This is a genomic window from Dawidia soli (genome assembly GCF_018598185.1).
In the GTDB taxonomy this organism is placed as follows: domain Bacteria; phylum Bacteroidota; class Bacteroidia; order Cytophagales; family Cyclobacteriaceae; genus Ohtaekwangia; species Ohtaekwangia soli.
On sequence record NZ_JAHESC010000044.1, the window covers coordinates 1 to 25,577 of the forward strand.

Genomic DNA, 25,577 nt, shown 5'->3' on the forward strand with positions numbered 1-25,577 from the left:
TTACGAGAATAATCAGTTGGACTTATTTAACGGCGGGTATTAAAATGCCCCGCGGCTTGCCGCGGGGATTTTTTACTCATTCGGGCGCGACACCGGCTTTCGCGCATAAACATGCGCAAACTGAACCAACAGCACATACCCCAGCACCAGGAATGCAGCAAAGATGATCGTAACCCCGTAAGTATGCGGGTGCTCAAAGGGATGGAGTATTCGTTGTGCAATATCATGCAGCAGCGATTTAGGGGAAGATATGATGTCCCAGCTGTTCCAACGCAGGTACCGCCCCAAATAGATACCAAAGCCCGATAACAATAGCGTACCCACCGCCACACACCAACCCACCCAGGGACGAAAGCGTGTTGAGAAAACAGACTGTATGTCCATAATAGAGGCGTACCCCAGCATTAGCCCGTTCCAGGCAAAGAACAGGATTAGCGCCAGGTCATACCAATATGGCACACCGGGGCGGGGTTTAAGGTGAAATAGATCCGTTAAGATATAAGGGGCGTTGGGCAAAAAGGCCAGCCAGGCCGCGAATAACACGAGCAGGCTGAACGTACGTAAACGTTGATGGTATAATACCAGCAAAGTGCTGATGATATACGGTATAAGCGCCAGGAAAATATTCCAGACCAGGAACACGAACGTAATGCGCGTCGTGTATTGCACACGAAGAGCCACCAATGTTACGCACAAAATGGTGGTAAGCGAAAAGATAAAGAGAATGGAAAGCCGGTTATGTTCTCTCAGGCGATGAAACAGCGTCATGGTGTAGTGATTTAACACCTTTCACGGGCCAGCCGGAAGAAAGTTATTCCGGCTGGCGATAATTTTCCCTGTTTCATCCCCAGGCCCGTGTAATGGAAGGGGAAGCGTTAATCTTGAATTTCGCCGCGGGAGGCGATATACAGCTCGTACCAATCCTGGTGATCGAGACTGATGTTGAACGCATCGGCTATATTGCGGATACGCTGCTCCTCTTTTGTGCCGATCAGCGGCAACGCGCCTAACTTGATCAGCCAGGCAGCCGCAATAGACTCGATATCGACATTGTACTTCTGGGCGTACTCTTGCAGTTTCTTCCGCACCCGCACCGCGCGCGCGTCCGTACCACTGGCGATCTGTCCGCTGGCCACCGGCGCGGATGCCAGTGGACGCATATACCGTTGCTTGATATAATCGATCTGGCCATTGTCCAGGGCAGAGGTGTTTAACAGATTTAGCTCCAGGTGATGGGTTACGATCGGTGTATGCATATACGACGCCAGCAATTGATGTTGGAACACCGAGAAATTTGCCACCCCGATGCTACGCGCTTTTCCCGACTTTAGCAGGTGTTCCAGCGCGATAGCGGTTTCCTCCAGGTTGGAGATGGGGTCTAAGTGGTCGAGCAGGAAAATATCGATGTAGTCGGTGTTGAGCTTGCGCAATGAGTTCTCGACGCTTCGCTGGATATGCTGAGCCGATGTGTTATAATGCTTAACCCGCACCTCCGGCTGGTCCGGTCCCGGCACGCGCAGGCCGCATTTGGTGAACAGCACCAGATCTTCGCGCTTGAAAGACTTCTTGCGGATCAGCTGGCCAAACATCTCTTCGCATCGCGAAGAAGCATATGTATCGGCATGGTCGAATGTATTGATACCTAGTTCCAGACAAAGGCTGACAATCTTTTCCATCGACACCGATTCGGTAGCAGCATCGTCATGCCATCGGTAAAAGCCATAGACAGCAGGAGAAACTTTGGGACCGGCATCACCGAGATAGATTTTTTCCATAGGGATTATGATTACTTCAGTAGTACTAAAAGTATCGGATTTAATACGAAACAAAAAAATGGATTGGGGTTTTCTGCCCGCAATTTGGCTCCTTCAGCAGGCTGCTGAACGTTAGGGAGCGCTGGAGCAGGTACGCCGGTGGTGGATGGCTGACAGGTAACAGGGCAGTTGAAAAGAAACCTGAAGTCTAAGGCTTCATACCTTAAACTTCAGGTTCTCGGGCCTTAGACCTTTACGTGACCCCAGTTTTCTCCGATTTTGATACGGTGGATCTGCATGTCAGAAACGCGGAACTTCTTGGCCAGTGCTTTCAGGGTGGGTTGTTTTTTCGACTTGAACAACGCAACCTTGATCTGCTTCACCTTGTCGGCGGTAAGCTTCGGACCTTCCTCGGGATTCATACGTAGCAATACGTTGGGATCCTTCTTGGCATGTTCGATCTGGTCTTCATGCTTCACCCATTTGAGGTTAGAAGCCTTGTTGTTTTCCTTGCGGTGATCGACGTGGATGACAAATGTCTGCTTCGGACCGCCTTGCTTGCAGAAGTATTCCGCTACAAGCCGGTGGATGTAATAATTCTGGCGAGTATCCTCCCGGCCTATGGTAATGCTCGGGTAGCCTTGCGTCAAACGCGGCTTCAGGATATAGCCGTCTTCCAGCTCGCTCTTAAAACTCACAATCCGTCCTTTGTCCGATACGGCGTATCGCTTGGTGGTTGTGCCTTTCTTCAGTTTCAATTCCTTCCAGCTCTCGCCGGCGAGGAATTTTAGTTTAGATTGTTTAGTTGTTGCCATATGTAGATATTAATAGGGTAAGGGTTCAGGAAAAGGTTGCGTCGGCCGCTGCAATAAGTGTACCGACCCCAGGGCTATCGTAAGCATATAGAATTGCCACGGTGGGCTTGCCCGACAAGGGAAAACAAGGAAGTAAAGTAAGTTTCGTAGACGGATACCATGGAGCCAGCCGCCTCCTTTCATGAACGAAAGGAAGTACATACAACTGGTAAGGGTAGGCCTTCGAACCATGTTTATGCCTAAGTCTAAATGCTTTTTACCATCCGACAACCTGCGGGACAGAGGACATCAGGAAATCAGACTGGGTAGACTTTGAGCCTTATTAAAGTAAAGACTATTTTTGGTAAGGGACAAGCGTTTAGCGAAAAAGGTAACAGTTTTTCGTAGAATAGACTGATTCAGCATATGGGTTGATGACTAGACTGACCAGTTGCGGTTCAGTTGTATACTATACTTGCGCTGGGCATAGGCAGACCGATAGCTGGCGCTTGCTGCAGAATAACCAGCCACTCCGGTATTACCCCAAAAATTCCTTCTTTACCACCAGTAAATAATAACCGTTTTCAATCGACAGGTAGCCCTGCTCGTAACAATACATGTACTGCGATCCATCTTTTGTAGTATACAAGCTGGTAAAATGCTTGAAGTCAAATCCCCGACTGAGCAGTTTCTCCCGCCCAACCTTATTCATACCTTCAGGATTCAGGTCCAACAGGATACGCCGGTTCTTTCGCAGAATATTGTTCACGTTGCGCATATAGTTTGTATCGTCACTATTCAACCGGTTATTGTGCGCACTGCGGCAATGATCAGAGCAAAACTTCTTATCAACGCGGCCCTTTATGGCCGTCCCACACTCTATGCAGGACTTAGTTAAACTTTCAGACATCATATAAGATCACAAACAATCCGTCTACAAACGGCTACAAACGAATATAAACGAATATAAGCGTTTATCATACGATTATGCCCCTTTTCTTCCACCAATTTTGACCCATCGCTTCATCAACCAGTAATCAATACAATAAATACATATAGCCATGAGAAACTTAAGAAACAGCGTACAACTAATCGGAAATGTAGGATCAGCCCCCGAAGTAAAAGCCTTCGATAGCGGAAGGGTTAAGGCAACTTGCTCCATCGCTACCAATAGCTCCTATAAAAATCAAAAAGGGGAAAAGATTGAAGAGACCCAGTGGCACAACCTTGTGTTTTGGGGAAAGTTGGCAGAAGTGGTCAGTGAGTATGTGAAAAAAGGAAATGAGATCGCCATCGAAGGCAAGCTCATCCATAGAGCTTACGACGGGCCCAAAGGCGAAAAACGCTACATCACCGAGATTACCGTTAACGACATGATGATGCTGGGCGGCAAGAAGAGGTGAGAAAAGAGAGGGAAGCAAGCAAGATGTTACTTCGTTAGCCGTTAACCCGAAGCCTGGCTCCAAACGCCAGGCTTTTTTATGCCCAACCGCCTAAACCTCGATTTACTCTTTGAGACCAATCGTCCTACAACGGGTCCATCGAAAATTGTACATTGCGGGGATGAATCTGCTGTATCCTTCGTTTTTGTGGGCATTGGGCGTACTGGTTGTACCCATCATCATCCATCTCTTTAACTTCCGCAGGGCTACCCGAATATATTTTTCCAATACACGGTTCCTGCGGCAAGTAAAGGAAGCCTCCACCGCGCGCCGTCGCTTGAAGCACTACCTCATCCTGGCAGCACGGCTGCTATTCCTGTTTTTCCTGGTCATCACCTTCTGCCAGCCCATCATCCCGGCCAAAGACCAGCTGGCCAATAGCCGGGCCATTGCACTCTACCTGGATAACTCACAAAGCATGTCCGCACGCCTGGAGGACAAAACCCGGGGCCTGGACGCCGCCGCGCAAATGGCCCGGAGCATCGTCTCCACATTTCCGCCAGAAACCCGCTACAAGCTCATAACCAACGATTTTGCTCCATTTTCGAACACCTTTAAGACCGGAGCCGAGATACAAGATCTGCTCACACAGCTCCGGCTGTCGCCCGTAACGCGCTCCATGCAGGAGGTATCAGACAGGATCACGCAAGACATCGTATCCGGGCAACGCCAGGAAGTATTCTGGATCGCCGACTTCCAGAGATCCACAACGGGCAAGCTCGACCATACCCTCGACACAACCGCACGCTGGCACCTGGTGCCCATTCGCTTTCAGCCCATGTCGAACATCTTCGTCGACTCTGCATACCTCGAGAATCCCTTTGCTGTCAGCGGCGAGAAAAATGTGCTCAGGGTAAACATGCGCAACGACGGCGTCCGGGAAGCGGATCAGGTAAATGTCAAGCTCCTGGTGAACAATGTGCAAACCGGCGCCGCAACGGTAAGCATCCCCGCGGGCGGCATGACGGAGATCAATTTCGACTTGGCAACAGGACTCACAGGGCTTCATAAGGCCACCATTAGCTTCAACGACTTCCCCGTAACCTTTGACAACACCTTTAACCTTGCCCTGAACTTCGCCGACAAGATCCGGGTGGTAGAGGTCAAAAGTATGACCGCCACCGAGGCAGTTCAGAAAGTATACGGCAACCAGCAAGTATTCGCATACAAAGGATTTGCCGTGGGCAACTTCAACTACAACGAGCTGGAACAGGCAGACCTTGTGGTAATGAACGGCCTCAACAACATCGAGCCTTCGCTGGCCGGGGCCGTGCGCAATTACCTCCTTAACGGTGGGACAGTGCTGATCGCCCCGGGAGCACAGCCCCAGGCAGACGGATGGAAAAACGCGCTGACATTACCCGCGTTGAAAACCATTCCGCAAGAGGCTATGGTCGAGCTGGATCGCCCCGACTTTTCGAATCCCTTTTTCGAAAACGTGTTTGAAGAAAAGTCCGTGTCGCTGGCCATGCCGAAAGCCACCCGGGTTTGGGACTGGGGGAGCGATCGGTCTGCCATCCTCCGGTTCAAAAACGACCAGCCCTTCTTATCCGTGTTTGATCAGGGCGGCAAACTGTACATCCTGGCAAGCACCCTCGACACGGATCATACCGACTTTCACCAACATGCGCTGTTTGTCCCCGTCATGTATCGTCTGGCCGCCAGTAGCAAAAAACAGGAGGGCAAGCTGTACTATTCGCTCAACGAGACCTTTGTTCCCCTGAGGCTTGATAGCCTCCCCCGCGACGTGCCCGTGCGTCTGGTGGGAAAAGAAGAGGTGATCCCCGGGCAGCGGGTCGTCGGCGACAACGTCTTTCTTGACATTCCCGGCTTTTCCGTCGAGCAGGGGTTTTATAAGATTGTGGCACAGGGCGATACCGTGGGCCTGATAGCGTTCAATGTCAACAAGGCAGAATCCCTGATGGAACAGTATACGGGCGAAGAGGTCAAAGCCCAGGCCGGAGGTGGTGAAAACGTCAGTATTTTTGAGGCTTCCACCATCGACGCTTTTAGCAACGAAATAAAGGAACGATATTTGGGCACGCCTTTATGGAAGTACGCGTTGATGGCAGCGCTGCTCTTTCTGCTGGCGGAGATCCTCTTGATTCGCTTTCTAAAATAGAGATTAATGAAAATCTTAATCCAGTCTCCTGAAATTATAGATCCTCAGTCATCCTTCCATAAAAAAGAAAAAAACGTACTGTTAAACAATGGCCGGATCGTTGAAATAGGCGACAAGAATTACTCGGCCGACCGCGTTATCAAGGCCGAAGGAATGAAACTCTCCATCGGATGGTTTGATCTCGGCACCTACGTGGGAGATCCCGGACTGGAACACAAAGAAGACCTCGATTCGGTTTCAAAGGCCGCCGCCGCCGGAGGCTTTACCGAAATAGCCGTGCTGCCCAACACCGTGCCGTCCGTGCAATCGAAGAACGAGATCGGGTACATCACCCGCGGCAACGACAATCGACTTGTACAGATCCACGCCCTGGCGTCTGTGACCCGCAATAACAAAGGCGAAGAGTTGACAGAAATGATCGATCTCCACGAGGCCGGAGCAGTAGCCTTCACGGACGGTCTCAAGCCGATCTGGCATACCGACATCCTGTTGAAATCACTGCAATACCTGCAAAAGTTTGATGGCCTCCTCATCGACCACCCGGAAGATATTTGGTTGAACATGTTCGGCCAGATGCACGAAGGGCTTCAAAGCACCATGCTCGGGTTAAAAGGTATGCCGCGCATTGCCGAAGACATCATGGTCGGCAAAAGCCTCGAACTGTTGGGCTATGCGGGCGGCCGCCTGCACCTGGCGCGCCTGTCGACCGGAAAAGCGGTAGATCTCGTCCGAAATGCCAAAAAGAAACTGCAGGTAAGCTGCGACATTGCAGCCTATCAGCCACTGTTCGACGACACAGCCCTGGTAGACTTTGATACCAACTACAAAGTCAACCCACCGCTGCGCGAGAAAGCAGACAACGATGCCCTCATCAAAGGCCTGCGCGATGGCACCATCGACGTGCTCTGCTCGGGCCATACACCCCACGAAGAAGAAAGCAAAAGCCTGGAATTTGACATGGCCGACTTTGGCTTGATCAACCTCCAGACCTTTGGTGCCAACCTCGTGGCCCTCTCCAAAACGATCGACTGGGACGTGTTACTCGAGAAAGTGACTGTTAACCCCCGGCGGCTGCTCAACCTGGAGATACCTCGCATCGAGGTAGACGAGAAAGCCAACCTCACGCTGTTTGACCCGGAAAGAACCTGGACACTCGACGACCGCACCAACCTGTCCAAGTCGAAGAACTCGCCGTGGTTTGGAAAAGAGATCACTGGCAAAGTGGTCGCGGTTTTTAACAATAACCGCCAACGCGCGGAGGACTGAGTGGCAAAACCTATGAAACAGCCTCTGGTAAAGCTATCGATCCGGTATGGCCTTGTCGCGGGTGTGCTGGCCACCGCGGTGTTAATAGCCATGTTTTACATGGGACGGCACCCTGCCATGGTATCACCCTTTCTGGATTTCCGGATCATGGTGTTTGGTATCTTTATTTTCTTTAGCTTGAAAGAGCTGCGCGATTATTACCAGGGCGGAATATTATATTTCTGGCAGGGTATGATCGGCGGAGGATTGATAGTGCTCATCGCCACCGTGATATCATCCGTGGGATTGCAAATATTCGGTAGCTGGGAAGAGCGATTTGTCAGCCAGTACATCAAACAGATGACCGACTACTTGAAAACCTTCCCCAAAGAAGATATCGAGCGGATCGGAAAAGATGTCTACGATCGTAATTTGCATGCCCTCCCCGAGACTAATATCCGGAAGCTGGTGGAAACGTATTTTGCACAGGGTATCGCCATTGGCTTTTTTGTAAACATTATCCTTTCGGTAATTCTGAGACGGCAACCCAAAACCTAAAAATCGATATGGAAAACACAGTAGCCAGGCCCACCACGATCTCCATCGGAATAAAATGGGGTCTTATCTCGACATTGATCCATGTTATTATTTTTCTAATCACTTCGGTGATAGGAACCGATCCGTTTGACCAAAAAATGGCGTTCGTAAACGTCCCGGTCAGTATAGCAGTCCTGGTGCTGGCGCACAAAGCATTTAAAGACGGCGGAGACGGATTTATGAGCTATGGCCAGGGAGTGGCAATCGCTTTTTGGATTTCCCTGTTTGGCGTGATCTTAGGAGGCTTGTTCACCTTCGTGTATATAAATTTTGTGGATACCGCGCTGATGGACGCGTACTATCAGAAACAGATGGACGCGATGAGCGAAAAGAAAATGTCCGACCAGCAGATCGAAATGGCGATTACCTGGACAAAGAAGCTATTTTGGCCTATTTATGTGTTTTTTGGAATTTTCTTTGGCGTATTAATCGGCCTAATTGTTACTATCTTTACGCATAAAAAGAACCCAGAACCGACATTTTAGTTCATGAACCAACCGGATATTTCGGTCATTGTGCCCGCCAAAGACGAAGAGGAATCAATTCCAGAACTTAGCCAGTGGATAAGCCGTGTCATGCAGGCGCACGGATTTCGGTACGAGGTCTTTTTTATTGACGACGGCAGTTCCGACGGAACCTGGCAACAGATCCTGAAAGTGAACGCCGCTGACGAGTGTTTTAAGGGAATTCGTTTTAATCGCAACTTCGGCAAATCGGCAGCCCTGCAAACCGGCTTCCGCGTGGCACGCGGCAAGGTGGTCATCACCATGGATGCCGACCTCCAGGATAGCCCCGACGAAATACCCGAGCTATACCGCATGGTCACAGAGGGTGGGTACCACCTCGTTTCCGGCTGGAAAAAGAAGCGGCATGACCCCATCTCCAAGACAGTGCCCTCAAAATTCTTCAACTACGTGACCGGACTGCTCTCGGGCATCCGCCTGCACGACTTCAACTGCGGCCTGAAAGCGTACCAATCGACTGTTGTGAAGAACATCAACGTCTATGGAGAAATGCACCGCTACATACCGGTCATTGCCAAATGGGCCGGGTTCACGAAGATCACCGAGAAAGTAGTAGAGCACCGCGAACGTAAATTCGGCTATACCAAATTCGGACTGGAGCGTTTCATCAACGGCTTCCTCGACCTGTTGTCCATCACGTTCGTAAGCCGGTTCAGACAGAAACCCATGCACTTTTTTGGTACCTGGGGAACCGTGTCATTCCTGATCGGATTTGTATTTACCGCCAAACTCTTCTGGGATAAAATGAACTCGCTCTTTTTCTCGCGCGTCCCCATGAAGCGTGAGATCACCGAGCAACCGCTGTTTTACCTGGCGCTCGTAGCCGTCGTCATCGGCGTACAGCTTTTCGTGACAGGATTTTTGGCGGAAATGTTCGCCATGCAATCCCTCTCCAAACGCGATTACCTGGTGATCGAAAAAGTAGGCCTGGAAGAAGACACAGCACGCAAGCTTCAGGGAGTCAACTAAGCCGTGAAATATTCCATCATCGTTCCCGTCTATAACCGCCCCGACGAGGTGCGCGAGCTATTAGACAGCTTGACGCGTCAAACTGTAAAGGACTTTGAGGTGTTGATCATAGAAGACGGATCAACCGAGCGATGCGACAACATAGTCGATCTATACCGCTCCCAGCTATCGCTTCAATATTTTTTTAAACCCAATGCAGGGCCCGGCCCCGCCCGGAACTTTGGTTACTCCCAGGCAGCCGGCGAATACCTGATCGTGTTCGATTCAGACTGTATCATCCCCCCCGGATACCTGGAAGCTGTCGACAAAGCACTGGCAACCTACGGATGGGACGCCTGGGGTGGCCCCGACCAGGCCCATGCCACCTTCACCCCAGTACAACGGGCCATGGGATATACCATGGCATCCGTATGGACAACGGGCGGTATCCGTGGCGGGAAAAAACGCGTCGGATGGTTCCAACCACGCAGTTTCAACATGGGCATCTCCCGAAAGGTATATGCGCAAACACAAGGGTTCCATTTTGATCGGTATGCGGAGGATATAGAATTTAGTATCCGGATGAAAAATGCCGGCTATAAGGTAGGACTGATACCGGAAGCCTACGTCTACCACAAACGCCGTACATCCTTCTCTCAATTTTATAATCAGGTTTCCAACTTCGGTAAAGGCCGCGCACTGGTAGGACGGGCACATCCGGGCGAAGTAAAGATCACGCACTGGCTGCCAACAATATTTGTCCTGGGTACACTCAGCATTCCCCTATGGGCGTTGATCAGTTCTGTGCTTTTTTACGGCGCACTGGGCGGCTGGCTGCTCTACCTGTCGGTGATCTTCCTGCACGCACTATGGCAGAATAAGGATCTCAAAGTGGCCTTCCTGGCGGTTCCCGCCGCATTGATCCAGCTCAGTGGCTATGGGCTTGGATTTTTGCGCGAATGGATGAAACCATACATTCGCAAGTGACCGATTTGGTGACATTTAATCGCGCCAGGCACAGTTTTATTCATTAATTTTAGATAATATTGTTAAGAAACTGCATTGATTCTTACATGAGAAAATTATTCGTGCTTGCGCTCATAGTTGGCTCCGCAAGCATCTCTTCCCCCGTCTTTTCCCAGGCATCCGAACTCGCTCCCGGTTATTACCTGGTGGTAGGAGCGTACGCGAAAACGCGCGAAAGCACAGCACAGGCATACACACAACGATTGAAACAGCAGGGAAGAGAAGCCTCTTATGGGTACAATACAGGCCGGGGACTATACTTTGTATACCTCCAGTACTTTTCAACCCTGCGTGCGTCCCTGCTTGAAATGGCGGAGGTACGCAAGCAGGAAACATTAAAAGACGCCTGGATCCGCGTAGTGCCCGGAGACATCGCCGCACTGCAACCGCCCGGCAAAAAGATAGAAAAAAGCCCGGAGGCAACGGCCCCCGTAACGCCGCCAGCGCCCACGGAAGAAAAACAGGAACCGACAACGACCCCGGACGACGGTATTGTGGTAACAGACAACCCCGAGATCGTGCAATACAAAGTCATGACCCTCGAAAATACCGAAGTATTTTTGAGCCTCTATGACGCCCGCAACAACCGCATCGTAGATGGCACAGTACAGGTGATCGACACCGATCGCGCGCACCCCATCAGCCGTGTAAAAGGAAATGAATACCTGAATCTCCCGAACCCGAAAAGCAAATCCGGCCAGCTCACACTTGTCTGCGATGTATTTGGATACCGCAAACTGCAGCAGGAAATAAACTATCCATTGCCGCTGGCCGATACGGTTAAACCATACGTAGACCTGATGGGAACCACGATCGTAGTGAGCTTCGACATGATCCGCTACCACCGCGGAGATATAGCAACACTGTACAACGTATACTTCTACAACGACGCGGCCATCATGCAGCCAGATTCGAAATACGAAGTAAACAGCCTGCTGCAGCTTATGCAGGAAAACCCGCGTTACCGGATTCGCCTGCATGGCCACACCAATGGGAACTACCATGGCAAGCTCCTTACGCTGGGCCCTGATAAAAATTTCTTCTCCCTCGACGGAGCCAGCCAAAACAAAGGATCGTCCAAAGACCTTTCGCAACACCGCGCCGAAGTGATCAAAGAATACCTGGTAGCCAATGGCATCGATGCGAGCCGCATGGAGACCAAAGCCTGGGGTGGAAAACGCCCGCTATACGACAAACGCAGCGCAAACGCCAAAAAGAACGTGCGCGTGGAGGTAGAGATATTGGAAGAATAAATACGTTGATTCGATTGGAGCCCCGCTAAAAGCCCCGCCTGGGGCTTTTAGCTTTTTATCCAGGATGTTACCTTCGCGTGTTTTCATAAAAACAGACTTACGTGAAAAAGGTACTGAAAAGCTTCTTCCTCATCATCAACTATAAGACCCTCATCATCACGGCGCTGTCGGTCATATCAACCTATGTGTGTTACCACTTCGGCCTGACGGCCAAATTCCCCGACATGCTCGTCGGCGTGGCAATCGTATTTCCGGTGGTGTTTTCCATTGGCTCTGCCTACAACCGACGGGAGACGGCCCTGCAACGATTTTCAGACTTCAAAGGACATGCACTGGCGGTCTATTTCGCTACGCGCGATTGGACAACAGACAAGCAGAACGACATCCCCCAGCGTACACGCGCCATCGTGGAATACATGATCGTACTGATGCGTTCGATGTTCACATCGCAACACGAGAAAGATATAATTGAAAACGAGAAAAAGATCTTCCGACATTTCTCAGACCTGTCGTTATTGATGATGGAACTGAAAAATCACGGCGTACAAGCCGGGGAGCTCTCTCGCGTGAACCAGTATGTCAGCAAAATGGTCATAGCCTTTGACAACCTGCGGATCATTCATGCCTACCGAACACCCATTACACTGCGAGCTTATAGCAAAGTGTTTATCTATATCTTTCCCATTGTATATGGCCCTTATTTCGCCAGTACATTTAACGACTTTTCCGCGCACCTCGAATACGTCATGCCCGTACTCTATAGCTTTATACTGGTGAGCCTTGATAATATTCAGGATCACCTGGAACACCCGTTCGACGAAGTGGGGGAGGACGACGTCCGGTTTGACGAGAAGGAAGTGATCATGCATATGGAGTAAGCCTATCGATCCAGCACGTCACCGTATTCCGGCACCTTGTCAAAAACACTTTTGGCAAAAGGGCAGAGGGGAAGGATTTTTAAGCCATGATCCCGAGCATGTTGGACTGCGGCAGCGACAAGCTGCTTGCCGGCACTCTTGCCGCGCAAGGCGTCCGACACTTCAGTATGATCGATAATGATGAGGCTCTGCCCAGCCTTGCTAAAGGTCATTTCCGCCGCCCGGATACCGTCTTGCAGAATGAAGAATGCGCCCTTGTTTGTTGTTTCTTCTAGTTTAATTTCCATAGTCACGAGAATTGTTTGTCAGGCAATAAAAGAAATAAAAAAAGCCCTGCGCACAGCGGGGCTTTTTCTTTATAAACGTGTAATCGTCTGTCTATTTCGCGTAAGAAACGCTGCGCATCTCGCGGATCACGGTCACCTTTACCTGACCCGGATACTGCATGTCCCGCTCGATCTTCTGCGAGATGTCAAAGCTGAGCTGGCTGGCGCGTTCATCGCTCGCCTTCTCGGCATCGACGATCACACGCAGCTCGCGGCCTGCCTGGATCGCATAACACTTCTCGACACCGTCGAAGCTCAGACCCAACTCCTCCAGCTCCTTGAGGCGTTTGATATACTGCTCCATCACCTCGCGGCGTGCACCCGGACGTGCGCCACTGATGGCATCACAAGCCTGCACGATCGGCGACAGGATATTGGTCATTTCAATTTCGTCGTGGTGAGCACCGATCGCGTTGCAAACCACAGGATGTTCCTTGTATTTCTGCGCCAGCTCCATGCCGACGATAGCGTGCGGCTTTTCAAGCTCTTCCGGCCATACCTTGCCAATGTCGTGCAGCAGACCGGCGCGTTTGGCTTGTTTAACGTTCAGGCCAAGCTCGCTCGCCATGATGGCGCACAGGTTGGCCACTTCGCGTGAGTGCTGCAGCAGGTTTTGCCCATACGAAGAACGGAAACGCATCCGGCCCACCATCTTCACCAACTCGGGGTGAAGCCCGTGGATTCCCAGGTCGATGACCGTACGCTCGCCGATCTCAACGATCTCGTCTTCAATATTCTTAGTCGTCTTGGCAACGATCTCCTCGATACGAGCCGGGTGGATACGGCCATCTTGCACCAGGCGGTGCAACGACAACCGGGCGATCTCTCTTCGCACCGGATCAAAGCCCGAAATGATAATGGCTTCCGGTGTATCGTCAACGATGATCTCGACCCCCGTAGCCGCTTCCAGCGCACGGATATTTCGGCCCTCACGACCGATGACCTTACCTTTGATGTCGTCGCTCTCGATGTTGAAGATCGAAACGCAATTCTCGATGGCGTGCTCGGTAGCAGTACGTTGGATCGTCTCAACAACGATCTTCCGCGCCTCTTTCGTAGCCGAAAGCTTCGCCTGTTCCATGATGTCCTTGATGAAGCTGGACGCACGCGTCTGAGCCTCGTCTTTCAGGGCAGCGACAAGCTGCTCGCGCGCTTCTTCAGCGGTAAGCTTCGAAATGTTCTCCAGCACCTGGATCTTCTGCTGGTTGAATTTATCCAGCTCTTCCTTGCGCTTCTTTACGTGGTCGAGCTGAGCCGCCAGGTCCGTCCGGATATCGTCAAGCTCGCCTTCCTTGCGCTTCAGGTTCTCCATCTCCTTGCTCAAGGTCTGCTCACGCTGTTTGATCTTTTGCTCATTGCTGATGATGAGGTTCTTCTTTTTGGTGGCCTCCTCTTCAAACTCCGAGCGCATTTTGAGGATTTTCTCCTTGGCTTCCAGGATACGGTCCTTCTTCAGATTTTCAGCGGCAATTTCGGCCTCCTTCAGGATCAGATTGGACTTGTCCGTGGCTTCCTCCTGCTTTTTCTTCATTTTCCGGTTGTACAACGCGGAACTGATAAGCAGGCTCAGCACAATCGAAGCGACTATGCTGACAATAATAGCTATAGCAATGGATGACATAAAAAATAGGGTTTATACTGCCCGGAGTGCCGCCTTGGCTCAGAAAGTGGTCATCAGGAGTGAAGGATTACAGAATGGATTGGGAAACCAGATGGTTGAGATGACTAACTTTCTCAAACACGGTTTTATCGATGACATGATGCGTCTCTTCGGCTGCCATTTTATCGACAAGACAGTCAAATGCTGCCATAGCCAACAGATCCTGCTTGTCGTCGATCCCAAATTGTTCCCGGTAAGATTTTAGCTTTTCATTGATGAGTTTGCCGGCCAGTCGTACCCGCTCTTCATCAGATCGCTTCACCTTCATGGGATATTCGCGGTCGGCTATTTTGATTTTTATAGAAAGTTCCTCCATCAAGAAATCTTACAGGTTTTTACCTTATCTGCTTAAGTGGGCGATGCACTTGTCGATCTCGCGAATGTATTCGTCCACTTTTTTCTTCAACTCCAGAACACTTCCGTCTTCCGGGTTCAAATTATCCACAATTTTAGTGATTTTCAGTTGATTATGAAAGCTGCTGATCTGCTCGTCACGAGCTTTAAGAGCCGACTTTAGTCCCTGGTTTTCGATTTTCAGGTTTTTAAGTTCCTCCTTCAGGTTCTTATGCTCGTTCAGGAGCACTACAAGTTTACGTTCCAGCCCCGAAAGGTTAGACTTTAAGAGTTCTTGATCCATGCGAATATCTTTTGCCCCTGGCAGCGCCATTGGCTCTTGTAACTGTTCGTTCTGGTAGCGCCCGGCTCCTTTCCGGATATATACCTTTTTCTACTTCCTGATAACCGCCCCAAGCTTCGTTTCAAAAGCCTCCATCAGGCGAGTCATGGTCTTTTCAATCTCATCATCCGTCAGCGTCTTCGTCTCATCCAAAAGAGTAAAACCTAAGGCATACGCCTTCTTCCCCGACGGGATATTCTCACCCTCATAAACATCGAACGCTATTATGTCCTTGATCAACCGCTTCTCGGTAGCCATCACAAGACTGCTGATCTCGCCAAAGTGTACTTGCCTGTCTAACACAAGCGAAAGATCACGTCGCACTTCAGGGAATTTAGCAACTTCTTGAATTACTAACTTAGGGGTTGCCGATTGGAAAAGCAAGGATGTGTTTAGGTCAGCAAAAAATATTTCCTGTTTGATGCCGAAATCCTTCAGCAAGGCCGTTTTTACTTTTCCAAGCGTCCCGATTTCGGTGTTCCCACGGAGAAGTTTCGAGCCATATTCCAGCAGTTGATGTTCTATAGTCTCCTGCTTCACCGACGAAATACCACTTTTCAAAAGTATATGCTGCACATGCTGACCTAAGTCATAGTATGTTACCGGCTGAGTCTTATGCCGCCAGTTCTCGGTCTCCACGTTGCCCGTCATGAACAGCGACAAACGATCCTCCTCGTGGTACTTGCTCCCATCCTTATAGTAGATCTTGCCAAACTCATAAAGCTTCAGATCACGCTGACGACGATTGATGTTATAAGCGCACACTTCCAGGCCGGAGAATAACAACGACTGTCGCAAAACACCTTGCTCTTCGCTCAGCTTGTTTAAGATTTCCACCGGTGAGCCTGTGAAAGTAAGCTGGTGCTTCTCCTGGTAAGCCTTGTTCGTAAGCGAGTTGGTCCAGATTTCGTAAAACCCGTTACCAACCAGCAACTCGCCGATACTCCGTTTATACTTATCTATACTCTTGACGGGAAACTCCGCCAGGAAGTCCGTACGGGCCGTATCCGAAAGCGGTATATTGTTGAAACCATAGATCCGCAGGATCTCCTCCACAACGTCGGCCTCCTGCGCAACATCAACGCGATACGGAGGTACAGACACGGTATACTGATCTGTTTGCTTGTCGATGATTTGTATATCCAGTGCCTCGAGAATGGCAAAAACCTCTTCCCGCGGAATATTCTTACCGATCAGCCGGTCGACATGCTTGTCCTTTACCACGATTGTGCGACGCCCGATCGCAGCAGGGTAAACATCGGTAATGTCAGACGAGATCTTACCACCGGCGATCTCCTGGATCAATAAGGCCGCCCGCTTGAGCGCATAAACCGTGATCTCCGGATCGGTGCCACGCTCAAAACGGAACGAAGCATCCGTCTTCAACTGGTGGTGCTGTGAAGACTTGCGGACAGAATCCGGAGAGAAATAAGCGCTCTCCAGGAAAATGTTTTTAGTGAGTTCGGTAATGCCCGATGTAGCACCGCCAAAGATTCCCGCAATACACATACCTTCCTCCGCGTTGCAGATCATCAGGTCGGTAGCCAGCAACGTACGCTCCTTGTTGTCGAGCGTGGTAAACTTGGTGCCAGCCGGCAGAGTCTTTACAAGGACCTTTTTGCCGGTGATCTTGTCGGCATCGAAAGCGTGCATCGGCTGCCCCAGCTCGTGGCAGATGAAGTTGGTGATGTCGACAATGTTATTGATCGGCGAAATACCGATAGCCAGCAGGCGGTTCTTTAACCAGGTAGGTGACTCAGACACCGTCACGCCGGTAAGCGTAACCCCCGAGTAGCGAGGGCAGGCTTGCGCTGCCTCCACCGACACCGTGATCGTAAGATCCCGGTTATCGACCTGAAAGCGATCCACCGAAGGCCACCGGATGGCACGTTTGCGCGAAGCACGGATGTCCCGCGCCACACCGATATGAGAGGCCGCATCCGCCCGGTTAGGCGTTAGCCCGATCTCAAAAATATAGTCCGATTCGATGTTATAGAATTGCGCTGCGGGCGTGCCGTTGGGTAGCGCCAACGCCTCCGGACTCGTCAGTACGATGATCCCCGCATGGCTTTCTCCCAGACCGATTTCGTCCTCGGCGCAGATCATACCCTCCGATTGCTCACCCCTGATTTTTGCCAGCTTAATGGTAAAAGGTTCGCCGTGAGTAGGATGGATCGTAGCGCCCGGAACGGCCACAACAACCTTCTGGCCAGCCGCCACGTTCGGCGCCCCACAAACGATCGACAACGGTCGCTCGCCACCTACGTCCACTGTGGTCAACGAAAGCTTGTCCGCGTTCGGATGCCGGGAACAGGTAAGGACAGTACCCAGCACAAGCCCCTTCAGCCCGCCCTTAACCGTCTCATGCTCCTCCACCTTTTCGACCTCCAGACCGGTAGAAGTCAAAACCTTGCCGATGTCCTCCGCATTCTCTGGGATATCGATATATTCTTTTAGCCAATTATAAGAAATGGTCATAGTTCCAGCGTAAAAAAGCCCTGAACACCGCTCAGAGGTGTGTAAACCTCAAAAATAAGGGTTTGGTGTTAATTTTTATGCTAACGTAATACTTTAAGATAACGCGCTTAATGATATTGTCGCTCACCTGCCCGGATGGCGACTTTCAGTAGGTTTTCCGTCGGCGGAAGCGGGCACGAGAATTTGTCAGAATAGGCACAATACGGGTTGTACGCCAGGTTAAAATCCAATGTGATCGTATTGGCACCCTGCACTTTGTTCAGGTCCAGGTACCGCCCGGCACCATAGGTCTCCACCGCACTGGTTTCGTCGCCAAATGCCAGGAACAACTTTCCCCGGAACGGCCCCATGTCGATCATTTCCAGGATCAACAACCGGTTATGATAACCACCCAGGTCAAAATCGGCATAAGCGTATTGAACGTAACGTTGCTCCTTCTCGTCATTTGTAGCCAGCAGCACCACCTGCTTGTTCGTAATAGGGGTAAGCGAAGCCGTAACCTTATAACGTGCGTCCACGGGGTAATACTGCAGCCCCTTAAACGTCGCCGTCGAATCACCCGCGAAAGGAGACTCCTTCGACGTACGCATAAACACATCCTTGGAATCTCGCTCCTGTTGGATTTTGTCTGTATACGCACCCTGATCCTGACTACCAGTAAAAGAATACAGCAACGCGATGACCGCGGCAACAACAATGACCAGGATAATAATGCTTTGCTTCTTCACGGAACTTGAGAGTTGGAGGATAATGCCCGCCGTCGCCGATCATCATATACCAGGATAGAATCCCGGTGCGCGCGGAATAAAGTAAAGAAAGTAGGAATGCCCTTGTCGGCCACAGCGCCCGGCGCATTGGCCAGGATACAGATAGCAATATGATCTTTCGTATTAACCGCTACTTCGCTGCGATAACCGTTCACAAAGCCGCCGTGATAGATTACAGTATCATTAGGATAGTACAATACACGCCAGCCAAGACCGTAATAAGAGCTGCTAAGCCGTTGAGTACGGCCGTAGTTCCGGTTCTTGGAAGGAGCTTGTATCTGCGGGGAGAATAACTGGTGGAGCGTCGACCGATCGATCACGTCTTCCCGGTAGCCCAGCAAGGCGATCATCCAGTTAGCCATGTCCGATATACTGGCATTTACGCCACCAGCAGGCGCTACGTTGTAATACGTATTGGTGATCGAAGCAGGTACCCACCGCCCACCCCGCAACTTGTGCGGACGGGCGATATTGGGATTGGTCATCAGGGTAGTATAGTCCATCGACGCCTGCTCCATATGCAACGGTTTGAACACCCGCTCGGACATATTTATCTCGTATGGTTTGCCCGTAGCCTTTCGAATAACCTCCCCGATTAAACTGTAGGCTACATTTTGATAACTGTACTCCTTACCAACTTCGCGAAACAGATCGACATCCTTCAATTTTCCAAGCAACACCGGAAGCTCCATCCCCGCCTCTACCAGGTTGGTATACGTATGATAAGGAAGCCCCGTCGTATGCGACAAAACATGACGGAGCCGCAGCGCACGGGTTTGCTCAGGTGACTTTAACTGGAAGTCCGGCAAATATTGAACAACTGGATCGTTCCACCCCAGAAGACTATCCGAAACGAGAATACCCGTCAGGAAAGAAGCAAAGCATTTTGAAACAGAGGCGATCCGGAATACGGTATGAGGATCCACGAGGGTACTACTGCCTGCCGCCCGCACACCAAACCCTTTCAGGTAAACAATGGATGAATCTTTTACAACCGCGATAGCAAAGCCAGGAGTTTGAGAAGCTTGCATCAAGAGATCGACCTCGTGCTCATACGCGTGCATGAGTAGATCAAACGCGGGGTTTACATACGGAGGAGAAGGTTCCTTGGGAGCCGGCGGTACGACAGCAACAGGCGTCGTGCTACTTTTCCAAACCTGCGCCAGGAGGATGGGTAAAAGGATGATAAGCGTTCCGACAAGTAAGAGTTTCTGCTTCTTTTTCATTCACCACACAGATATCTCCAGGCACCGGCTCCGGGGATGTTCCCCACCGTTCTACAAAATGCCCTCGTCTGCAAAACTAAAATATTTCTGGCCCGCGATGATAAGATGATCCAGAACTTGTATTTCGAGTAACTTGCCGGCCTCTTTTATTTTCTGCGTCAGGTGGATGTCTTTCTGGCTGGCAGTAGCCTCCCCCGAAGGATGATTGTGCGCCAGGATAACGCTCGAGGCTAGCTCATCAACACCCAGTTTGAAAATGATCTTAGGATCAGCTACCGTGCTGGAAGTACCACCTTGGCTGACTTGACGGGTTCGGATCACCCGGTTAGCCCGGTTTAACAAAATGACCCAAAACTCCTCATGTTTAATATCCTGTAAATAAGGCGCTATCACCTCAAAAGCATCTCGTGAGCTGGAAATCCTCGGTTTTTCCTCGGCGTCTGTAGTTTTACGCCGCCGCCCCAGCTCAAGCGCCGAAACAATGGCCAGCGCTTTCGCCTCGCCAATCCCTTTGATCTTCACAAGATCTTTCACGGTAAACAGCGCCAGATCGTGCAGGTTATTACCCGCCACCTGCAAAATTTTTTGGGCTAGCTCCACGGCATTCAAAGTGGCAGTTCCCGATCCCAATAGAATAGCAAGCAGCTCAGCATTAGAAAGCGAAGATTTTCCGTGAAGGATTAACTTTTCGCGAGGTTGGTCTTCCGGCAGCCAGTCTTTGATGGCGGGTCTTTTCTCTACTATCTCCATATCTCACAACTTAAAAAACAAAGAAAAGAACCCCTCACCGGAAAGGCAAGGGGTTCCCTAAATTATTCCTCTGATCCTAAAAAGGATTCTTAATTAAGCAAGTTTATTCACCAGGCGGCTCAGTCTGGACTTTTGATTGGCAGCTTTCTTCCAATGAATGACATTCTTCTTGGCCAACTTGTCGATCATAGAAGAAACTTCCTTCAAAAGAGTCTGAGCTTCTGACTTCACCGTAGCGCTCTGCAATCTCTTGATAAACGTACGGGTAGTCTTGTGCTGGTAGCGGTTTCTTACACGCTTAGCCTCATTAGCACGGATTCTCTTTTCTGCTGATTTATGGTTTGCCATAGCTCGGTTTCAAATAAGGACTGCAAAGGTAAAGGGATTCTCCGAATTTCCAACGTCTCTCTAAAATCTATTTTTCAAAAGCCTGAAAATGAATATTTTGAAAGCCGACAGAAACAAAAACGCACCCCCACACGTGGCAGCCGCGAAAATCCAGCCCCACTCGGATGCGGAGGTCTAGGCCCGGGTTCTGGCGGCCTCCAATCGGGGTTTACCCGTATCAAAAGCATACCAAAGCTATACATTACCCGTATCATACCCATACCAAAGCTATCCTTGACATATCCCTGTCATATCACATCCCTTGCCCCAACCCGGCAAAATTCCATATCTTCCTCCAAAAAACGTTGTGAAGCTTATACGCCATTGTTTTCCGGCCCTCATCCTTCTAACCCTCACCAGTCTAACCATTCCCAACACCACCTGGGGTTTTTTCGCTCACCGCCGCATCAACCGGCTGGCTGTATTCATCCTCCCCCCTGAAATGATCGGCTTCTATAAAAAGAACATCGCCTACCTCACCGAAGCCGCCGTAAATCCTGACCGCCGCAGATTCATCCTGCCAGACGAAGCCCCGCGCCACTACATCGACCTCGACCACTTCGGCGACAGCGCGCGACACAAGGTCCCCCAATATTGGGACAGCGCGGTTTCCAAATACTCGGAAGACACCCTCAAAGCGCACGGCATTCTCCCATGGCATATTGTCAAGACCTACTACCGACTGAAAGACGCCATGATGATTCGCGACGCTGCGGCCATCTTGCGCCTGTCGGCGGACCTTGGTCATTATATCGGCGACGCCCACGTGCCCCTGCACACCACCGTAAATTATAATGGCCAACGCACCGGCCAGGAAGGCATTCACGCCTTCTGGGAATCCAGGCTGCCGGAATTGTTCTCGGACAACTACGACTTTTTTGTAGGAAAGGCGAAGTACATCGAGCATCCACAAACGGCCGCTTGGAATGCCGTCCTCGGTGCACACAGCGTGGTGGATTCCGTGCTGCAGGAAGAAAAGAAACTGGCTCTGCGACGTGGGAATAAAAAATACTCGTTTGAAACACGCGGGACACAAACCCAGAAAGTATACGCCCGGGAGTACGCAGCCGCTTACCATCAAATAGTGGGAGTCATGGTAGAACGGCAAATGCGCGCGGCAATACACCTCACGGGTAGTATCTGGTACACCGCGTGGGTAAATGCCGGCCAGCCAGACCTGCAGGCATTGACAATAGAAATAGCCTCGGAAGAGGAGTTGGAAGAAAGACGATCAGCGTTGCGTGACTGGAAAGAACAACAAAGGAAGATTCGCGACCACGAATGATTCGCCGGGAGCGAAACATCAGGCCAACAAGGCCTGCACAATATTTCCCCACTCTTCCTGCAAGCTCACCTTGGGCACCGGCTTGCCCGCATGATGATACCAGTAAGAGGCATTTCCAAGATCACCTTCTACACGGTGCAGATAAGCGTGTACCCACGAGCCTTCTGCCGTGGCCACATCTTGCGCTAGCGTATGGGCAGCATCCCAATCGTCGTTCCCCGCAAACCACAGGGCTTGTAACAAGGGCGAAAGGGTAGACGATGGCGCCGAGTCTTCCAGGGAGGCCGTAAATTCTTCGTAAGTCATGCCGCCAAAGTATTAAAGCTCGCCCGAAAACCAAAGCGCCGTCAGTCAATAGTTATTGAACAGGGTAATATACTTCTGTGATCCACTGCGCCGTATCCCGAACGACCATCGGATCGGTAACGTAAATTTCCCACGGACTGCCGCTGATCGTCAGGTGTTTGTTGGAAATATAACGATTGACCTGCTGATGAGTATCCGTCAGTTTGTCATACGCACCGGCGTGCACCGCCTTAACAGCTTTCCCCGCCGGGACCTGTTCTACCATATAGGGCTTGGGAAGTTTTGCGTCCGAAGCGATCGGCAGCGCCGCGATGATATCGATCTGACCGTCGGCTTCCCCCGGGTAAATACCCATAGCAGGACCCGTAACCTTTACCTTCGCCTTCTTTAACATAGAAAGAAGTGTGCCGTACATTGTTTCTAATTGTTTGCCGATGGCATCACTGTCGTCCGAAGATGCCTTCCCCGCCATACCGACATAATGCAACGGAGCAGTATTCTCTTCGGTAATTTTAACGGTGAACACAGGCTTTGCTTCGGCCAGCGCTTTCAGGTGCGTGAGATTGTAATCAAAAGCCTTGTTCATTTCCGGTTTCATGATAATGCCGAACCACCGCGAAATGGGGTTAGCGCCCAGATCGCTCGAAAAGCCGATCGTTAGCTGCGTGCTGTCATCCTTGGGTATAAAAGTATACCATCCCTTGGCAACGCCATGCTCCATAAAGTCAAGATCTGTTTTGATAGAAGAGCCAGGAATACTTTCCGTGATCGTGACTTTACCATCACCCGACTTCTCGCCCGTCCAGGAATACCACGCGCCCAGGCCCGCGCGTTTGTCACCATAGGTCAGTTGCATGTCGTCTTTGTACAGGTCGTTCCAGTAAGACCACTTACCCCAACGCTCAAGGTCGTTGATATCCTCAAAGATGTTTTCAGCAGGTGCCCCGACTGTAATATGGCGCGCGATCTCAAGCTTTCCGGGTAACATAAGGCCGACAATGGCCAATAGAACAAGAAGGGCTAAAAGCCCTAAAAAAAACTTTTTCATAGTGATGGAGGGTTTAAGTGACTGGAAGATAAGCAATAATCTTTTACGAAAACGTTTGCATTTATACACGAATGTCTGGATATTCAACTGAATATACGTTGGTAGGTAACAGATTGGCAGGAGTATAAACAGGACCTAAACCGGTTCGCAAAAACGTAGAGGGTACTGGCCCTGTGGCACAGTATTTTAAGTTTTCTAAACAGAAGAACACGAAACCTTAAGAATATGAATATCTGGAACAGAAGCACCCGCATCCCCGAGATCTACGGTACAGCGATCGCCCTGGGATTGATCGTCTACTTCTTTTTAATGTACGCCCTGGGGTTGATCCACGTTGTCGAACTTCGACTGCTGAACTTGGTCATTATGCTGGCCGGAGTTTATTACGCGCTGAAACAATTCACCCGAACCCACCATGGACAGCTGAATTACTTCCGCGCCATGGCCGTCGGTGTAGGCGCTGCCGCGATCGGCTCCGCTACCTTCGCGGCGTTTTTATTCTTCTACCTGAAGATCGATACAAACCTGATGCAATCCCTCATTGACAATGAACCCATGGGGCCTTACCTCAATGCCTATATAGCCGCATTTATGGTCATGCTGGAAGGCCTTTTCTCTGGCTTGTTTGTGACGTTCGTACTATTGAACTGGATACGCACCGATCAGGTAAACCAGCCCATAGGCTGATAAACAAAGAAGCCCACGTTTAGTGGGCTTCTTTGTTTACTAACTACTTCAACTGGAGCTCGACGATCGTATCGAACTCCTGCCGACCCCCAGGGGGGATCTGTAATGTGATCCCATATTCGTTCTCCGCAAACTTGACCGGCGTCGATGTTCCATAAACCTTGGCCGTCTTGATCTTTTTGCCCCACGAAGGGATCGTCAAAACGTTATCCGACCAGCGAAGAATATGAACAAAAACTGTATTCCCTTTTTGCGTGGTCACACCCCAGTCCCGTGCTGTCAAGGGGCCGCCATGCGTGCCGTAAATAGTCTCTCCATTTTTAGCAAGCCAGTCGCCCACCTGTTGTAAGCGCTCAACATGCTCGGGTTGTATTTGCCCATTCGGCATCGGTCCGATGTTCAATAAGAAGTTGGCGTCGTAGCCGGCCGCCTTCACCAGGTACTGAACGAGCTCCTGCGTACTCTTATGGTGGTTGTCCTTCAGATTAAAACCCCATGAATGATTGATGGTCTCGCAAGTCTCCTTCGGCAGATCGCCGATCTTTTGCTCAGGCGCAAACCCAGTAGTGTTGTGGCCCGGCAGGTCCTTCTCGAACATCTGGAAATCCTCACCTGCAAAAGGCGTCACGTGGTGGTTACTGCCCACAAGAGCACCGGGCTGAAGTTTGTGGATCAAAGAGTACGTGCGCGCTAGGCGCCAGTCGGCATCCTTTTTATCCCACATGCCGTCAAACCAGATGCCACCGATCTCGCCATAGCCTGTCAGGAGCTCCGTAAGCTGGGCATCCATATAGTCGAGGTAAGCATTCCAGTTGCCGTGTTCCGGCCGACCCGTCCAGCTGCCACCCGTACCCCCTCGGGGGAAATAATCGGGGTGATGCCAATCTAACTGTGAATGGTAAAAGAAAAGCTTGACACCCTCACGACGGCATTCGTCGGCCAGCATCTTCAACACGTCTTTGCCATAAGGCGACCGTTTTACGATAGTATAATCCGACACGCGGCTGTCCCACATGGCAAACCCGTCGTGATGTTTGCTGGTAATGACGATATATTTCATGCCCGCGCGCTTCGCCAGCTGCACCCAGCTCTTGGCATCGAACGCGGTAGGATTGAAGAACGCAGGCAGCTTCTCATAGTCCCGTATCGGAATCTGTTGCTGATTCATAACCCATTCGCCGTCGCCCAGCACACTATACACACCCCAGTGAATGAACAAACCGAACCTCGCCGACTGAAACCATTCCCGGTTTTGTTTGTTGACATCGGAAGGAATATAGGTTGATTGTGCCACCGCGTTTCCCGAAATCCATAACAGGACCAGGAACGACTTTAAAAGAATAGAAATTGGCTTCATAGAGTTTTGGTTTAAATTGCAGCCTGACAACCGTTCAGAAC

At 50.6% G+C, this 25,577-nt stretch carries 27 protein-coding genes; 11 read left to right on the top strand and 16 right to left on the bottom strand.

Annotation, left to right across the window (positions count from 1 at the left end):
• Positions 1–72: 72 nt before the first annotated feature.
• The 4 genes from KK078_RS23635 to KK078_RS23650 form a co-directional block, all read right to left on the bottom strand.
• A complete protein-coding gene (locus KK078_RS23635; RefSeq protein WP_254092799.1) occupies positions 73–768 on the bottom strand; it encodes a DUF1361 domain-containing protein in 696 nt (231 codons plus the stop codon).
• A 107-nt stretch (positions 769–875) separates the two neighbouring features.
• On the bottom strand, positions 876–1,775 hold the full coding sequence (locus KK078_RS23640) for an aldo/keto reductase (RefSeq protein ID WP_254092800.1): 900 nt from the start codon (positions 1,773–1,775) through the stop codon (positions 876–878).
• A 224-nt stretch (positions 1,776–1,999) separates the two neighbouring features.
• Positions 2,000–2,569, bottom strand: a complete 570-nt coding sequence (locus KK078_RS23645) for an NUMOD4 domain-containing protein (RefSeq protein ID WP_254092801.1) — start codon at positions 2,567–2,569, stop codon at positions 2,000–2,002.
• A gap of 517 nt (positions 2,570–3,086) precedes the next feature.
• Positions 3,087–3,326, bottom strand: coding sequence for a hypothetical protein (locus tag KK078_RS23650; protein ID WP_254092802.1), 240 nt, complete (start codon positions 3,324–3,326; stop codon positions 3,087–3,089).
• 283 nt (positions 3,327–3,609) lie between these two features.
• Between KK078_RS23650 and KK078_RS23655 the strand changes: the two genes are divergently transcribed.
• The 9 genes from KK078_RS23655 (at position 3,610) to KK078_RS23695 (ending at position 12,583) form a co-directional block, all read left to right on the top strand.
• On the top strand, positions 3,610–3,951 hold the full coding sequence (locus KK078_RS23655; RefSeq protein ID WP_254092803.1) for a single-stranded DNA-binding protein: 342 nt from the start codon (positions 3,610–3,612) through the stop codon (positions 3,949–3,951).
• 160 nt (positions 3,952–4,111) lie between these two features.
• A complete protein-coding gene (locus tag KK078_RS23660; RefSeq protein WP_254092804.1) occupies positions 4,112–6,112 on the top strand; it encodes a vWA domain-containing protein in 2,001 nt (666 codons plus the stop codon).
• Between the two features lie 6 nt (positions 6,113–6,118).
• Complete coding sequence (locus tag KK078_RS23665) at positions 6,119–7,378, top strand: dihydroorotase (protein WP_254092805.1); 1,260 nt, start codon at positions 6,119–6,121, stop codon at positions 7,376–7,378.
• A gap of 12 nt (positions 7,379–7,390) precedes the next feature.
• Positions 7,391–7,915, top strand: coding sequence for a DUF4199 domain-containing protein (locus tag KK078_RS23670; protein WP_254092806.1), 525 nt, complete (start codon positions 7,391–7,393; stop codon positions 7,913–7,915).
• Positions 7,916–7,923: 8 nt separating this feature from the next.
• Entirely contained in the window at positions 7,924–8,439 is a 516-nt protein-coding gene (locus KK078_RS23675) for a DUF4199 domain-containing protein (RefSeq protein WP_254092807.1), read from the top strand.
• 3 nt (positions 8,440–8,442) lie between these two features.
• Entirely contained in the window at positions 8,443–9,447 is a 1,005-nt protein-coding gene (locus tag KK078_RS23680; RefSeq protein ID WP_254092808.1) for a glycosyltransferase family 2 protein, read from the top strand.
• A 3-nt stretch (positions 9,448–9,450) separates the two neighbouring features.
• Positions 9,451–10,413, top strand: a complete 963-nt coding sequence (locus KK078_RS23685; protein WP_254092809.1) for a glycosyltransferase — start codon at positions 9,451–9,453, stop codon at positions 10,411–10,413.
• A gap of 86 nt (positions 10,414–10,499) precedes the next feature.
• A complete protein-coding gene (locus KK078_RS23690) occupies positions 10,500–11,705 on the top strand; it encodes an OmpA family protein (protein ID WP_254092810.1) in 1,206 nt (401 codons plus the stop codon).
• A gap of 101 nt (positions 11,706–11,806) precedes the next feature.
• Positions 11,807–12,583 (top strand): hypothetical protein, encoded by a 777-nt coding sequence (locus tag KK078_RS23695; protein WP_254092811.1) that lies wholly within the window; start codon positions 11,807–11,809, stop codon positions 12,581–12,583.
• 2 nt (positions 12,584–12,585) lie between these two features.
• Here KK078_RS23695 and KK078_RS23700 read toward each other — a convergent pair whose 3' ends face one another.
• The 9 genes from KK078_RS23700 to rpsT form a co-directional block, all read right to left on the bottom strand.
• On the bottom strand, positions 12,586–12,870 hold the full coding sequence (locus tag KK078_RS23700) for a GNAT family N-acetyltransferase (RefSeq protein ID WP_254092812.1): 285 nt from the start codon (positions 12,868–12,870) through the stop codon (positions 12,586–12,588).
• A 91-nt stretch (positions 12,871–12,961) separates the two neighbouring features.
• The gene (gene rny, locus KK078_RS23705) at positions 12,962–14,530 is read right to left on the bottom strand and encodes a ribonuclease Y (RefSeq protein WP_254092813.1); all 1,569 of its coding nucleotides are present in this window, start codon (positions 14,528–14,530) and stop codon (positions 12,962–12,964) included.
• A 67-nt stretch (positions 14,531–14,597) separates the two neighbouring features.
• On the bottom strand, positions 14,598–14,885 hold the full coding sequence (locus KK078_RS23710) for a cell division protein ZapA (protein WP_254086483.1): 288 nt from the start codon (positions 14,883–14,885) through the stop codon (positions 14,598–14,600).
• Between the two features lie 24 nt (positions 14,886–14,909).
• Complete coding sequence (locus tag KK078_RS23715) at positions 14,910–15,206, bottom strand: hypothetical protein (RefSeq protein ID WP_254086484.1); 297 nt, start codon at positions 15,204–15,206, stop codon at positions 14,910–14,912.
• Positions 15,207–15,296: 90 nt separating this feature from the next.
• Positions 15,297–17,723: a phenylalanine--tRNA ligase subunit beta gene (gene pheT, locus KK078_RS23720; protein WP_254092814.1), complete on the bottom strand. Its 2,427-nt coding sequence runs from the start codon at positions 17,721–17,723 to the stop codon at positions 15,297–15,299.
• 107 nt (positions 17,724–17,830) lie between these two features.
• Positions 17,831–18,451: a DUF1684 domain-containing protein gene (locus KK078_RS23725; protein WP_254092815.1), complete on the bottom strand. Its 621-nt coding sequence runs from the start codon at positions 18,449–18,451 to the stop codon at positions 17,831–17,833.
• A complete protein-coding gene (locus tag KK078_RS23730; protein WP_254092816.1) occupies positions 18,448–19,716 on the bottom strand; it encodes a serine hydrolase domain-containing protein in 1,269 nt (422 codons plus the stop codon). The genes KK078_RS23725 and KK078_RS23730 overlap by 4 nt, the downstream gene beginning before the upstream one ends.
• Positions 19,717–19,767: 51 nt before the next feature.
• A complete protein-coding gene (gene radC, locus KK078_RS23735; protein WP_254092817.1) occupies positions 19,768–20,466 on the bottom strand; it encodes a RadC family protein in 699 nt (232 codons plus the stop codon).
• Between the two features lie 93 nt (positions 20,467–20,559).
• On the bottom strand, positions 20,560–20,814 hold the full coding sequence (gene rpsT, locus KK078_RS23740; protein WP_254092818.1) for a 30S ribosomal protein S20: 255 nt from the start codon (positions 20,812–20,814) through the stop codon (positions 20,560–20,562).
• A gap of 346 nt (positions 20,815–21,160) precedes the next feature.
• Between rpsT and KK078_RS23745 the strand changes: the two genes are divergently transcribed.
• Positions 21,161–22,138 carry a zinc dependent phospholipase C family protein gene (locus tag KK078_RS23745; protein ID WP_254092819.1) on the top strand — a complete coding sequence of 326 codons (978 nt, stop codon included), beginning with the start codon at positions 21,161–21,163 and terminating at the stop codon, positions 22,136–22,138.
• An 18-nt stretch (positions 22,139–22,156) separates the two neighbouring features.
• Here the strand turns inward: KK078_RS23745 and KK078_RS23750 are convergent, their stop codons facing one another.
• Both KK078_RS23750 and KK078_RS23755 read right to left on the bottom strand, forming a co-directional pair.
• A complete protein-coding gene (locus KK078_RS23750) occupies positions 22,157–22,444 on the bottom strand; it encodes a hypothetical protein (RefSeq protein ID WP_254092820.1) in 288 nt (95 codons plus the stop codon).
• Between the two features lie 52 nt (positions 22,445–22,496).
• Positions 22,497–23,492: an SRPBCC family protein gene (locus KK078_RS23755; protein ID WP_254092821.1), complete on the bottom strand. Its 996-nt coding sequence runs from the start codon at positions 23,490–23,492 to the stop codon at positions 22,497–22,499.
• 225 nt (positions 23,493–23,717) lie between these two features.
• Here KK078_RS23755 and KK078_RS23760 point away from each other — a divergent pair, with 225 nt between their 5' ends.
• A complete protein-coding gene (locus KK078_RS23760) occupies positions 23,718–24,179 on the top strand; it encodes a DUF4199 family protein (protein ID WP_254092822.1) in 462 nt (153 codons plus the stop codon).
• 43 nt (positions 24,180–24,222) lie between these two features.
• Here the strand turns inward: KK078_RS23760 and KK078_RS23765 are convergent, their stop codons facing one another.
• On the bottom strand, positions 24,223–25,536 hold the full coding sequence (locus KK078_RS23765; RefSeq protein WP_254092823.1) for an alpha-L-fucosidase: 1,314 nt from the start codon (positions 25,534–25,536) through the stop codon (positions 24,223–24,225).
• Positions 25,537–25,577 lie beyond the last annotated feature (41 nt).

Coding starts and splice junctions, on each gene's coding strand:
- KK078_RS23635 (WP_254092799.1), bottom strand. CDS start 768: ATGACGCTGTTTCATCGCCTGAGAGAACATAACCGGCTTTCCATTCTC.
- KK078_RS23640 (WP_254092800.1), bottom strand. CDS start 1,775: ATGGAAAAAATCTATCTCGGTGATGCCGGTCCCAAAGTTTCTCCTGCT.
- KK078_RS23645 (WP_254092801.1), bottom strand. CDS start 2,569: ATGGCAACAACTAAACAATCTAAACTAAAATTCCTCGCCGGCGAGAGC.
- KK078_RS23650 (WP_254092802.1), bottom strand. CDS start 3,326: ATGCGCAACGTGAACAATATTCTGCGAAAGAACCGGCGTATCCTGTTG.
- KK078_RS23655 (WP_254092803.1), top strand. CDS start 3,610: ATGAGAAACTTAAGAAACAGCGTACAACTAATCGGAAATGTAGGATCA.
- KK078_RS23660 (WP_254092804.1), top strand. CDS start 4,112: ATGAATCTGCTGTATCCTTCGTTTTTGTGGGCATTGGGCGTACTGGTT.
- KK078_RS23665 (WP_254092805.1), top strand. CDS start 6,119: ATGAAAATCTTAATCCAGTCTCCTGAAATTATAGATCCTCAGTCATCC.
- KK078_RS23670 (WP_254092806.1), top strand. CDS start 7,391: ATGAAACAGCCTCTGGTAAAGCTATCGATCCGGTATGGCCTTGTCGCG.
- KK078_RS23675 (WP_254092807.1), top strand. CDS start 7,924: ATGGAAAACACAGTAGCCAGGCCCACCACGATCTCCATCGGAATAAAA.
- KK078_RS23680 (WP_254092808.1), top strand. CDS start 8,443: ATGAACCAACCGGATATTTCGGTCATTGTGCCCGCCAAAGACGAAGAG.
- KK078_RS23690 (WP_254092810.1), top strand. CDS start 10,500: ATGAGAAAATTATTCGTGCTTGCGCTCATAGTTGGCTCCGCAAGCATC.
- KK078_RS23700 (WP_254092812.1), bottom strand. CDS start 12,870: ATGGAAATTAAACTAGAAGAAACAACAAACAAGGGCGCATTCTTCATT.
- rny (WP_254092813.1), bottom strand. CDS start 14,530: ATGTCATCCATTGCTATAGCTATTATTGTCAGCATAGTCGCTTCGATT.
- KK078_RS23710 (WP_254086483.1), bottom strand. CDS start 14,885: ATGGAGGAACTTTCTATAAAAATCAAAATAGCCGACCGCGAATATCCC.
- KK078_RS23715 (WP_254086484.1), bottom strand. CDS start 15,206: ATGGATCAAGAACTCTTAAAGTCTAACCTTTCGGGGCTGGAACGTAAA.
- pheT (WP_254092814.1), bottom strand. CDS start 17,723: ATGACCATTTCTTATAATTGGCTAAAAGAATATATCGATATCCCAGAG.
- KK078_RS23730 (WP_254092816.1), bottom strand. CDS start 19,716: ATGAAAAAGAAGCAGAAACTCTTACTTGTCGGAACGCTTATCATCCTT.
- radC (WP_254092817.1), bottom strand. CDS start 20,466: ATGGAGATAGTAGAGAAAAGACCCGCCATCAAAGACTGGCTGCCGGAA.
- rpsT (WP_254092818.1), bottom strand. CDS start 20,814: ATGGCAAACCATAAATCAGCAGAAAAGAGAATCCGTGCTAATGAGGCT.
- KK078_RS23750 (WP_254092820.1), bottom strand. CDS start 22,444: ATGACTTACGAAGAATTTACGGCCTCCCTGGAAGACTCGGCGCCATCG.
- KK078_RS23755 (WP_254092821.1), bottom strand. CDS start 23,492: ATGAAAAAGTTTTTTTTAGGGCTTTTAGCCCTTCTTGTTCTATTGGCC.
- KK078_RS23760 (WP_254092822.1), top strand. CDS start 23,718: ATGAATATCTGGAACAGAAGCACCCGCATCCCCGAGATCTACGGTACA.
- KK078_RS23765 (WP_254092823.1), bottom strand. CDS start 25,536: ATGAAGCCAATTTCTATTCTTTTAAAGTCGTTCCTGGTCCTGTTATGG.